Source organism: Agathobaculum sp., assembly GCF_022775115.1.
In the GTDB taxonomy this organism is placed as follows: domain Bacteria; phylum Bacillota; class Clostridia; order Oscillospirales; family Butyricicoccaceae; genus Agathobaculum.
On the sequence record NZ_JALFLA010000015.1, the window covers coordinates 1 to 11070 of the forward strand.

Here is an 11070-nt window from a genome sequence, read left to right on the forward strand (position 1 = left end):
GGCGGTGGCGGCGGTGGCGGTGGCGGTGGCGGAGCAGCTGCCGGCGGCACGACCGATGGCACAACACAGAACGCTGACGGCTCGATGACCACTACCGTTACCGACAAGACCACCGGTACCGTGACCGAAACCACCAAGCGCACCGACGGCTCGCAGACCGTGGTTGAGACCAAGACTGACGGCTCCGTTACCACCACCGAGACAGCCGCAAACGGCGTCACCGGTGTTACCGCAACAGACAAGAACGGCGCGGTTACCTCGGCTGAGGCCTCTGTTCCCGCCGCTGTGGCCACACAGGCCGCGCAGAACGGCCAGACCGTGACCTTGCCTGTCTCTGTTCCCACCGCGCGCACCACCGAGACAGCGCCGGCTGTTAAGATCGCCATTGCCGGCGACGCAGGCGCTGTCAAGGTAGAGATCCCCGTAGCCGCTTCCAAGCCCGGCGTTGTGGCTGTAATCGTCAAGGCCGATGGCACGGAGGAGATCGTCAAGACCTCTGTCCCGACCGAAGGCGGCGTTGCGCTGACAGTTGAAGGTGCGGCCACTGTGAAAATCATCGACAACAGCAAGAGCTTTGACGATGTGCAGCCAAACGACTGGTACAGCGGCGTGGTTGATTTTGTTTCCGCGCGAAGCATTTTCAACGGCACCAGCGCCACTACCTTCGAGCCTGACAGCTCCATGACGCGCGGCATGCTGACCGTGGTGCTCCATAATCTGGAGAACAACCCGAAGAACACTACCCTGACCAGTGATTTCGCCGACGTTGGCGATGACTGGTACGCCGATGCAGTCCGCTGGGCGACCGACAATGGCATCGTCAGCGGCTATGGCGACGGTCTCTTTGGGCCTGATGATTCCATCACCCGTGAGCAGCTGACCGTCATGCTTTGGCGTTATGCCGGCAGCCCGGTCAGTGAGTACAGCATTGCGCAGTTCTCCGACGCCGATCAAATCGACCCATACGCACAGGCCGCGCTGGCTTGGGCAAGCGAAAACCACATCATCAACGGTTACAGCGACGGACGGCTCAATCCCAAGGGAGAAGCCACCCGCGCGCATGTAGCACAGATGCTGCAAAACTTCCTCGAAAATACCTGACGCGCACAAAGAGCGGGGTGGCCATCATGGCCACCCCGCTTTGTTTTTCTGTTGGATAATTATATGCGCTCGACCAGTGCCGTAATCAAGCGGCGGAAATCCGCGCCGCGGCGCGCCGCGATCTCATTAACCTCCGCCCCAGACAGCGGCTGCATCAGCACGCCTGCCGCCATGTTGGTTATCATGGCGACAGCGGCAGTTTGCAGTCCGCAGTGCGCGGCGGCGATCACCTCAAACACGGTGGACATGCCGACCGCGTCCGCCCCGAGCGCGCGGAAGGCACGTATCTCCGCTGGTGTTTCAAACTGCGGGCCGTTGACGCCGCAGTAAACCCCCTCGTGCAGCTGCACGCCGCAGACGGACGCGGCCTCGCGCGCCGCCGTGCACAGCGCGGGGGCATAGGCAAAGGTCATATCCGGAAAACGTGTGCCGAGTGCGTCATCATTTGGGCCGGTGAGCGGACTTTTGCCGGTCATATTGATATGATCGGTGATAAGCATAAAATCACCGACGGCAAAGCCGGTATTGATGCCCCCGGAGGCATTGGTCAGTACGAGTGCGCGTACCCCCAGTTGCTTCATCACATAAACAGGATAGGCGATCTCGTCAGGCGCATAGCCTTCGTAGCCGTGCAGGCGACCCTGCATACAAAGCACCCTTTTACCGGACAGTATGCCGCATACGAACTGCCCCGCGTGGTCAGGCGCGGTCGAGGTTCGAAAGTACGGAATATCCCCGTACGGGATGCGCACGGCGTTTTCCACCTCATTGGCCAGCGGCCCCAGCCCCGAGCCGAGCACAAGCCCGATCTCCGGCGCAAAAGACAGCTTTTGCTGCAAATAGGCTGCCGACTCCTTGATCTGACTGCCAGTCATGTTTGTCCCTCCTTCAAAGTTGCGCGAGGATTCCGCTCGTATGCCGCTGCGCCCCCGCCTTGATTTTTTCGATGTCTATACGCAAAAATTCACCGTCCCGATAGAGCACCTCCCCATCCACCATGGTCAGCTTGATATCACAGCCTTGCGCCGCATAGACCACATTGCCGGCCGCATCCGTCATCGGTGTAAACTGTGGTGTATCGGTGTCCAGCACGCACAGGTCGGCCTTGCAGCCCACCTTGACCAATCCGCAGTCCGTCCGCCCCTGCGACAACGCGCCCGCGCGTGTAGCCGCATGGAGCGCCTGCGCGGGGGTGACCAGCGTCGCGTCCTGATACACGCCCTTATACACGACCGCAAAGAGATAGATATCCTGCAACAAGTTGAGATTGTTGTTGGACGCCGCACCGTCCGTACCCAGCGCAACGCGAATACCGCGCCGCAGCATTTCCGGTATGTTTGCATGGCCGGATGCCAGCTTGAGGTTGCTCGCCGGGCAGCAGGCCACCGTTACGCCATGCTCCTTGAGGATATCGAAGTCCTCGCCCTCCAGCCAGACACAATGCGCCGCTGTCGTCGGCACATCGAACACACCGTGTGCGCGCATGTAGGCGGCAGGCGTCATACTGTGCCGCTGCTTGCATCCCTCATGCTCCTCACGCGTCTCGGACAGGTGAATGTGCATTCGCGCATCGTACTCCCTCGCCTGCGCGGCAACCGCTTCGACCACCTTTGGCGTTGAGGTGTACTCGCCGTGGATACACAGGTCTCCCCTGAGACGGCCATCGTTCTGCCCGTGCCACTCGCGCAGCAACCGCAGATTATCCTGATACGCGGCAAGCTGGCAGTATTCCTTGTCATCAAACACCGTCAAGCCCCGGCTGAGGTTGCATTTGATGCCGCTCTCCAAAATGGCGCGGCTCATACCGTCGAGGAAGAAATACATATCGGTGAACGACACCGTGCCGCAAGCCAGCATTTCGGCAATGGCAAGCTGCGTGCCGTAATACACCGCCTCGTCCGTCAGCTTGTCCTCAAACGGAAAGACCTTTTCGCTCAGCCAGCGCTGTAGCGGTAAATTTTCCGCATAGCCGCGCAGCAGCGTCATCGGCGCATGGCTGTGCACATTGTAGAAGCCGGGCAGCAAAAGGCGGTGACGGCCGTCATAGCGCGCACCGTAGTCGCCCGCAGGCATGGACGCGCCGATATAGTCGATCACGCCGTCGCGCACGCCGACGTATTGCCCGCGCCGCAGAGTAAAGTGTTCATCAAGCAGGTCGATATTGCAAAATAACATAGTTTTTCTCCTTTTCAGGGGGTATGTATCCGCAGTCTGGCTATCTAAAATATTCGGAGGAGTCTTCTCCCCTATCCACGCTCATCGGCACGGCATAGGTGGAAAAACGCACGCCGAGCTCCGTGTTGAAATGGTCTATGGATTTCATCAGGCCGATGCAGCCGACCTGAAACAGGTCGTCGGGCGATTCTCCCCGTCCGTGAAAACGCTGGACGACCGACAGCACCAGCCGCAGATTTCCCTGTATCAGCTCATCTCTGGCGGCGCTGTCTCCCTGCTTAACACGCTGCAGCAGCTTGTCTGTCTGCTTTGCGGAAAGCACCGGCAGCCCCGATGTATTGACCCCGCAGATCTCGACCTTGGTTTGCATGGAAAATCCTCCCGTCCGTAACAACAATCATGCGTTCTATCAAGGATTTTCCCCGCAGCATCCGCCGAATATACCGACGATATTTTTTGCCAGCCGACAGAAAACGACCGTTTTCTTTTCCCGATTGTGCTTCATCCAGCTACTCGCTGTGCACTATTGCGCAGCGCGTTTTTTCGGCGCATTGCACAGCGCGATTGCGCTCAGCACCAGCCCGATACCGCATATCTTGCCGCCCGTCATTTGTTCCTGCAAAAGCAGCACGCCAAGCAGCGTGGCGACCACCGGCTCAACTGTGGACAGGATCGCGGCCTGCCCCGCGGGCACCTTGACCAGCCCTGCCGTATACAGCAAATAGGCTAACACCGTGCAGATCAGCGCACAGCCGAGCGCACCGCCCCACACCGCAGGCCGCGCAGCCAGCCGCAGCAGTCCGGCTGGCTCTGCCAGCGGCAGCGTCGCAGCCGCCGCAAAAACAGCGGTGTAGGCAGTGATTGTTTCCGCGCGGTAGTGGCGCAGCGCAAATTTTCCAAAAATGCTGTACAGCGCATAGCCAAAGCCCGCGCCCAATCCCCAGAGCAGCGCGGCAGGCGAAATGCGCAGGCCACCGCCCGAAAACACCCCGGCAACAAACGCGCAGCCAAGCACGGTCATCCCCAGCGCGGCAATGCCACGCGCGGTCAGCGTTTCACGGAACAGCAACGCGCTCATTGCCAGCACAAAGGCTGGCGCAGTATACAATAGCAGCACACCGACCGTTACCCCAGCCTGATGAATACAGGTGACATAACAGAAGTTGAAAAATGCAAGACTGCACACGCCCGTGCCCATAAAATACAGCAGGTGCACCGGACGATGGATGCGCAGCAGCGTGCGGTCGCGCATGAGCAAGTACAGCACATAACCGATCGCCGCGAAGAAAAAGCGCATGGCAATGGTCTGCATCCTGTTCAGTCCTGCGGTGGACATCATATGATAAAAGAGCGGTATCATCCCCCAGCACACGGCCGCGGTGACGATCATCAAACGTGCCTTCTTCATGGCGGCGGCTTCCCTCCGAAATCACCTTTATTTTAACGCATTTTTCCATTCTGCGCAAGTGAAAAAGGCGACGAATCTCTCCTCCCCTGCACACCGGCGCGCGAAAAGGACATGGCGCACCCACACCGGCAGAAGTGGAAAAAGTCCTCCTCTGCACAGCAGTGGGTCAGCCATGTCCCCAAAAAACATGCGCTTTGCGGCTTTTGTTCACGCGGCGGCAGTCACACCCATTTCAGGATATCCTTGCGCATACGCGCAATGATACGTTTTTCCAGCCGCGATATGTAGCTCTGCGAGATGCCAAGCAAGTCTGCAACTTCCTTTTGTGTCATCGCCTCGGGCGCGCCGATGCCAAAGCGCAGCGAAATAATTCGCTTCTCGCGCGGAGGAAGCTGATCGAGCGCGCGCAGCAGCAGCATCCGGTCTACATCGTCCTCCAGTGGGCGCATGACGCTGTCCGCGTCCGTGCCAAGGATATCGCTGAGCAGCAGCTCGTTGCCGTCCCAATCCGACGAGAGCGGCTCATCGAAGGATATCTCGGTGCGCCGCCCCGCGATCTTGCGCAGGTACATCAAAATCTCGTTCTCAATGCAGCGCGACGCATAGGTGGCTAGCTTGACATTCTTATCACTCCGGTATGTGCTGACGGCCTTGATCAGTCCAATCGTGCCGATTGAAATCAGATCCTCCGTGCCCACGCCGCTTGACTCGAACTTCCGCGCCAGAAACACAACAAGGCGCAGATTGTGCTCGATCAGCCGATTACGCGCACGCTCGTCCCCCTGCTGGCAGGCCGCGATCGCCGCCGCTTCCTCCTCTGCGCTGAGCGGGGGCGGCAGCACCTCGCTCCCACCGATGTAATGAATCGACGACACACCGATCAACCGGCGCAATTCGCGCCATAACCATTGCAGCAGCATATGTCCTCCCTTTCACACGCCGATCAAACCATCATACGCGCCCTGTCCCGTTGCCTCCGGGTCGACCGCGATCACACAGTCGAGCTTGCTTTTGTCCGCGCGGCTGACGCTGTCCGGGCGGAAATACAGCAGCATCCCCTGCTCCGTCCCAACCGCGCGAAACGGCAGCAGGCCGCAGCGCCGCGCCAGCGAGGGCGCAAGCCGCGTCAGGCATACCGCCGCGTTGTCCGCGCGCAGCTCCCGCAGCGCACCTCCCTGCTCACCGAGCAGCCGCATCACCGCCGCACGGCTGAGCACGACCACCGGGCGGCCGGATACCGGCTCACTCAGTACATTGCCGGTGTCATGCAGCACCCGCACTGCGCTTTCCCGCCCGTCCAGCCGCACGGTAAGCGTTTCGGTCTCACGCCGCAGCGGCCCGTGCAGCGCATCACCCCGCAGCAGCAGTCCGCTAAGCGCATAACCCGCCGCTGCGGCCAGCAGCAGCGCACGTCCCGGCACAACAAAGTAAAACCCTGCACCGATCAGTAGATGCCGCCCGGTTGCCATACCAAGTGCTGCTGCCAAGCCTGCGAACGCCGCTGACACCAGCAAATACAATCCATACAGCCGAAAAAAAGCGTTCTGTCCGACAAAGGCGAGCCAGCAAATGCCCAATCCTGCCAGCAGCCGCAGCGGCAGCACCGCCAGCCACGACCACATGGCCGCACCTACCGCATATGCACCGCCTGCCACCGCCGCCGCCAGCAGCCGCAACCGTCCGGCGCGCACACCGCCAAAGCGCGCGGCTGCCGTCAGCGTGGCAAAATCCATAAAAGCGTTCGCTGCGAACAGCATATCCAAATAAACGACCATCTCTCACCTCCGCCTGCAATCCATGATAGCACAACCGCCGCACAATTTTTGGCGAACTGCGTACACGCACCATGCGCGAAGCCGTCCCGCGCTTTCGTGCGGAACGGCTTCGGCAAAAAGGGTGGTATGTAAAAGATGATAGGAGCGAAAACGACAAAAGGGGTTGACATTTGAAATGTCAGCCCCTTTGCTGTGGTAATAGTATAGCACATCCACGCATCCATGTCACCGGTATTTCTACCAAAAATATGCTCAGATATTCAGCGCTTTTGACGCAAAGCGCGCCAGCAACTGCGCCGTCTGCTCCACATCTGATACCGCACACAGCTCACTTGGCGAATGGATATACCGGGTCGGGATCGAAACCGCGCCCGCGGGCACGCCCGCTCGCGCTTTTTGCAACGCGGCCGTATCCGTTCCGCCAAACTGCAAAATCTCGCGCTGGGTATGGATGCCGCAGTCCGCCGCCGCCAGCTCAAGCGCCACGCGCAGCGCCGGTGTGCAGATGACCGAGCGGTCCATTACCTTGACGGCAGGGCCGCCGCCGAGTTTTACCGCCATCGGTGTCTTGCGCTCGGGCAGGTCGCCCGTATCGGTCACATCGACTGCCACCGCCGCATCCGGCTCGACCGCGAAAGCCGCCGCGCCTGCCCCGCGCAGGCCAACCTCCTCCTGCGCGGTGAAGACAAAATAAAGGTCGTTTTCCGGCGTCTCCTGTCCAAGCTGCTCGAGCAGCAACAGCAGTGTCACGCAGCCGATACGGTTATCCAGATATGGACCACAGATGACGCCATTCTGCTCAAAGCACGGGGCATCAAACACCGCAAAGTCGCCCACCTCGATCAGCTGCTCAGCCTCCGCGCGGCTTTTTGCGCCGATATCAAGGAACAGATTGTCCATACCAAGACTCTTAAATGGCGTTTTCTCCTCATATGAGATCACGCCGCGTGTGCCGTTTGCAAAACGCACCCGCGTATGGATCAGATCGCCATGAAACAGCCCACCAACCTGCGAAAAACGCACAAAACCCTTTTCGTCGATAAAGGTCGCCACCAAGCCGATCGAATCCATATGCGCAGCGAACAACAGCTTTTTACCCGTGCCTTTCTTCCGACAGATCAGGTTACCGAGCGCGTCGGTCGTTATCTCGTCAATATACGCGCCCGCGACCGCCGCAATAGCCTCACGCACCGCATCCTCCCGTCCCGAGGGGCCGAACGCGCCGCCGATCTCCTTATATAAATCAAATACCTTGCTCATTCGTCCTCTCCTCCGAGTTCCTCCAAAAATGCGCGCGCGGCTTGCAAAACCGCCTCACAGTCGGCCTTTGCCGCAACACCGGACGGCGAATGGATATACCGCACCGGCGCCGCCAGCGCACATACGCGCACACCTTCACGGCTTTTGTGGATGCGTCCCGCATCCGTGCCGCCGGAAACGCGGCTCTTAGTCTGCCAGCGGATGCCGCGCTTGTCGCACGCGCTGCGCAGCAGCTCGAACAGCCCCGCGTCATAAATGGTCGCGCCGTCCATAAACGGGATGACAACCCCGCCGCGCACCCGGCAGACCGCCTTGCCATCGGTCACCTCGGCCAGATCAGCCGCCGTCGTACCCTCCAGCACGAGCGCGATACCCGGATCGAGCGCATACGCCATCGTGGCCGCACCGCGCAGGCCAGTCTCCTCCTGCACGGTAAAGCAGTACCACAAATCGACCGGCGGCTGCTGTTCCATGAGCTTGATGAGTGCGGCGCAGCCGATACGGTCGTCTATCGCTTTGGCTTTGAGCATACCGTCGCCAAACTCAACGGCCTCCGAATCGAACACACCGTAATCGCCCGGCGCCACCTTGGACGCGGCCGCCGCCTTGCTCGTCGCGCCGATGTCGATATACAGCTCCTTAGCCTTGGGCATGGTCTTGCGCTCGGCGGCTGTCGTCAGATGCACGGCCTTGATGCCGACCACGCCCCGGGTATCACCAAAGCGCACGGGACGGCCGAGCACAACGCGCGGATCTATCCCACCCACAAAACCGAATTTGAGCATACCGTCCTCTGTGATCTTTTTGACGATCACACCAACCTCATCCATATGCGCGCAGACGACAACCGGCTTTTCCGGCGTTTTTCTTCCCTTGCGAAACGCCATGACATTGCCCATCGTGTCCACGCGCAGTTCGTCCGCATAGGGCTTTACCACCTTACAGATGAAGGCGCGCACCGCGTCCTCGCCGCCCGAAACGCCGGGCAACATACACAGCTGCTTGAGCAGCTCGATCATGCCGTCACCTCCCCGTCAAACCTGCGCACAAACTGATAGATCAGCTCGGCAACCGCTTTTATATCGGACAGCTGAGCGGTCTCGATTGGCGTGTGCATGTACTTCTCCGGGATGGAGAGCAGCGCAGTCGCCACGCCGTGCGCCACGATCTGCATCGTCCATGCGTTTGTGCCGGTGTTGCCCTCCATCACCTCGAGCGTATACGGGATATCGTTGGCCTTGGCCGTTTGGATGAGCAGATTGGTAAGTCCCCGGTGCAGGTTGGGCCCCATGCCGACCGCCGCGCCGCTGCCCAGCTCGAACACACCGTCCGAGGGGCCATCCGGCGTTTTGCCGTGCGTCACATCGACCGCGATTGCATACGACGGCTGCACGGCAAACACGCCCGTCTGCGCGCCCAGCCCAGTCACTTCCTCCTGCGCGCTGAACAACACCGCGATGTTGCATTTGCGCTTTTTCTCCTGCTTGAGCTTGTCAATCGCCAGCAAAATGGCGGCGATCCCCGCGCGGTCGTCTAAACATTTGCCGGCGACCATATCGCCCATCAAATCAAGCTGCTTTTGCGCAAAGATGACCGGTGTACCGACCGCGACGCGGCTGCGCGCATCGGTCAAGCCGGTGTCAATGGTCATCTGGTCGATCGGCACGGCTTTATCCCGCTCCTCCGCCCCCAGCAAGTGGGGCGGCAGGCAGGAGATCACGCCGTAGAGCGGCTCGTCCGCCAGCACAAGCACCTCCCCCGCCAGCAGCATCCGCGGGTCAACGCCGCCCACCGGCGCAAAGCGCAGAAAGCCGTCGTCAAGCACCTCAGTCACGATAAAGCCGATCTGGTCGAGATGCGCGTCCAGCAAAATGGTTTCCGCGTGCTTTCTACCGCATGACCGGTAGCCAAACACATTGCCCTGCCGGTCGATCTCCGTGCGGTCGCAGTATGGTCGGAGCAGCTTTTCGACCGCGGCGGCGGCCTGCATTTCAAAGCCGCTGACCGCAGGCAGTGCGCAGAGTGCCTCCAGCGTTTTCTTCAGATCCAAACGCATTTCCTCCTTGCATATACTTTTTTACCAACCTATTATACCCCTTTGGCGGCAAGCTTACAATGCTGTTTTTTCCATGGGCAGGCAAAAAGAGAATCCCCATCGGGCGTGGTAGCCCGATGGGGAGCGTCTGTATATATGGTAAGCCTGCACCACTTTCAGGTGGCAACGCCGTACATCCTCTCATAATACGCTTCATATGCGCCGGAGTCGATATGCTCCAACCAGCTGCGGTGCTGCTGATACCAAGCGATGGTCTCGTGGATGCCCTGCTCAAAGGTATAAGCCGGCTTCCAGCCCAGCTCGGTGGTGATCTTGGTATTGTCGATGGCATAGCGCCGGTCGTGTCCTGGGCGATCCTGCACATAGCTAATCAGGCTCTCCGGCTTGCCGAGTTCGGCCAGAATCAGGCGGACGATCTCGAGATTGGTCTTCTCATTGTTACCGCCGATGTTGTACACCTCACCTGCTTTCCCAGCTTGCAGCACCATCCAAATGGCCGCACAATGGTCTTTTACATGCAGCCAATCGCGTATCTGCATACCGTCGCCGTAGACAGGCAGCGGCTTATCCTTTTCCGCGTTGTGGATCATCAGCGGAATCAGCTTTTCGGGGAACTGATACGGGCCGTAGTTGTTTGAGCAGCGCGTGATGCTGACCGGCAGGCCAAAGGTTTGGTGGTACGCCCGCACCATCAGATCGGCCGAAGCTTTAGATGCTGAGTATGGGCTGTTCGGCGCCAAGGGCGTTGTTTCGGTGAACATACCGGTCTTGCCCAGCGCTCCATACACCTCGTCGGTCGATACCTGCAAGTACCGCACGCCCGCGCGGTAGTCACGCGCGTATTTGTTGTCCAGATCGAGCTTCCAATGCGCCTTTGCCGCATCCAAAAGCACCTGCGTGCCCAGCACGTTGGTCGTCAGGAACACCTCCGGCTCGGTGATGCTGCGGTCGACATGGCTTTCCGCCGCAAAGTGAACGACAGTGTCAAAGTCGTATTGCGCAAACAGCTTCCCGACCAGCGCACGGTCGCGGATGTCACCCTTGACAAAGTGATAGCGCTTGTCATTTTCACAATCCCGCAGATTTTCCAAATTGCCCGCATAAGTCAGCAAATCGAGATTGATAAGGAGGATATCATCCTCCTTATCCAGTATATACTGGATAAAATTCGATCCAATAAAACCGGCACCACCGGTCACAAGAATATTTTTCACAGCTTGTCCTCCGCGATCATCAGCAGATATTGTCCGTATTCGGTCTTTCTCATCGGCTCAGCCAGTGCAAGCAGCTGCTCC

Annotated in this window: 10 protein-coding genes and 1 pseudogene; 1 reads left to right on the plus strand and 10 read right to left on the minus strand. The window is 59.5% G+C overall.

Annotated elements, in window-relative coordinates; all coding sequences use genetic code 11:
* A partial coding sequence (locus tag MR935_RS01915; protein WP_290570553.1) for an S-layer homology domain-containing protein occupies window positions 1-1101 on the plus strand: 1101 nt, incomplete at its 5' end.
* A gap of 59 nt (window positions 1102-1160) precedes the next feature.
* Here the strand turns inward: MR935_RS01915 and MR935_RS01920 are convergent.
* From MR935_RS01920 to rfbB, 10 genes and pseudogenes are all read right to left on the minus strand, one after another.
* Entirely contained in the window at window positions 1161-1976 is an 816-nt protein-coding gene (locus MR935_RS01920) for a purine-nucleoside phosphorylase (protein WP_290570554.1), read from the minus strand.
* A gap of 13 nt (window positions 1977-1989) precedes the next feature.
* Entirely contained in the window at window positions 1990-3276 is a 1287-nt protein-coding gene (locus MR935_RS01925; RefSeq protein ID WP_290570556.1) for an amidohydrolase, read from the minus strand.
* A 76-nt stretch (window positions 3277-3352) separates the two neighbouring features.
* A pseudogene (locus tag MR935_RS01930) lies at window positions 3353-3646 on the minus strand (sigma-70 family RNA polymerase sigma factor); the annotation flags it as partial.
* A gap of 153 nt (window positions 3647-3799) precedes the next feature.
* On the minus strand, window positions 3800-4684 hold the full coding sequence (locus MR935_RS01935) for a DMT family transporter (protein WP_290570558.1): 885 nt from the start codon (window positions 4682-4684) through the stop codon (window positions 3800-3802).
* A 221-nt stretch (window positions 4685-4905) separates the two neighbouring features.
* Complete coding sequence (sigE, locus tag MR935_RS01940; RefSeq protein WP_290570559.1) at window positions 4906-5604, minus strand: RNA polymerase sporulation sigma factor SigE; 699 nt, start codon at window positions 5602-5604, stop codon at window positions 4906-4908.
* A 12-nt stretch (window positions 5605-5616) separates the two neighbouring features.
* Window positions 5617-6459, minus strand: a complete 843-nt coding sequence (locus tag MR935_RS01945; protein ID WP_290570561.1) for a sigma-E processing peptidase SpoIIGA — start codon at window positions 6457-6459, stop codon at window positions 5617-5619.
* 252 nt (window positions 6460-6711) lie between these two features.
* The gene (locus MR935_RS01950; RefSeq protein WP_290570563.1) at window positions 6712-7719 is read right to left on the minus strand and encodes a M42 family metallopeptidase; all 1008 of its coding nucleotides are present in this window, start codon (window positions 7717-7719) and stop codon (window positions 6712-6714) included.
* Window positions 7716-8738 (minus strand): M42 family metallopeptidase, encoded by a 1023-nt coding sequence (locus tag MR935_RS01955; protein ID WP_290570565.1) that lies wholly within the window; start codon window positions 8736-8738, stop codon window positions 7716-7718. Before MR935_RS01955 ends, MR935_RS01950 begins: the two co-directional genes overlap by 4 nt.
* Window positions 8735-9769 carry a M42 family metallopeptidase gene (locus MR935_RS01960; RefSeq protein WP_290570567.1) on the minus strand — a complete coding sequence of 345 codons (1035 nt, stop codon included), beginning with the start codon at window positions 9767-9769 and terminating at the stop codon, window positions 8735-8737. Before MR935_RS01960 ends, MR935_RS01955 begins: the two co-directional genes overlap by 4 nt.
* Before the next feature lie 161 nt (window positions 9770-9930).
* A complete protein-coding gene (gene rfbB, locus MR935_RS01965; RefSeq protein ID WP_290570569.1) occupies window positions 9931-10989 on the minus strand; it encodes a dTDP-glucose 4,6-dehydratase in 1059 nt (352 codons plus the stop codon).
* Between the last annotated feature and the right edge of the window lie 81 nt (window positions 10990-11070).

Coding starts and splice junctions, on each gene's coding strand:
- MR935_RS01950 (WP_290570563.1), bottom strand. CDS start 7,719: ATGAGCAAGGTATTTGATTTATATAAGGAGATCGGCGGCGCGTTCGGC.
- MR935_RS01935 (WP_290570558.1), bottom strand. CDS start 4,684: ATGAAGAAGGCACGTTTGATGATCGTCACCGCGGCCGTGTGCTGGGGG.
- MR935_RS01955 (WP_290570565.1), bottom strand. CDS start 8,738: ATGATCGAGCTGCTCAAGCAGCTGTGTATGTTGCCCGGCGTTTCGGGC.
- sigE (WP_290570559.1), bottom strand. CDS start 5,604: ATGCTGCTGCAATGGTTATGGCGCGAATTGCGCCGGTTGATCGGTGTG.
- MR935_RS01925 (WP_290570556.1), bottom strand. CDS start 3,276: ATGTTATTTTGCAATATCGACCTGCTTGATGAACACTTTACTCTGCGG.
- MR935_RS01945 (WP_290570561.1), bottom strand. CDS start 6,459: ATGGTCGTTTATTTGGATATGCTGTTCGCAGCGAACGCTTTTATGGAT.
- MR935_RS01920 (WP_290570554.1), bottom strand. CDS start 1,976: ATGACTGGCAGTCAGATCAAGGAGTCGGCAGCCTATTTGCAGCAAAAG.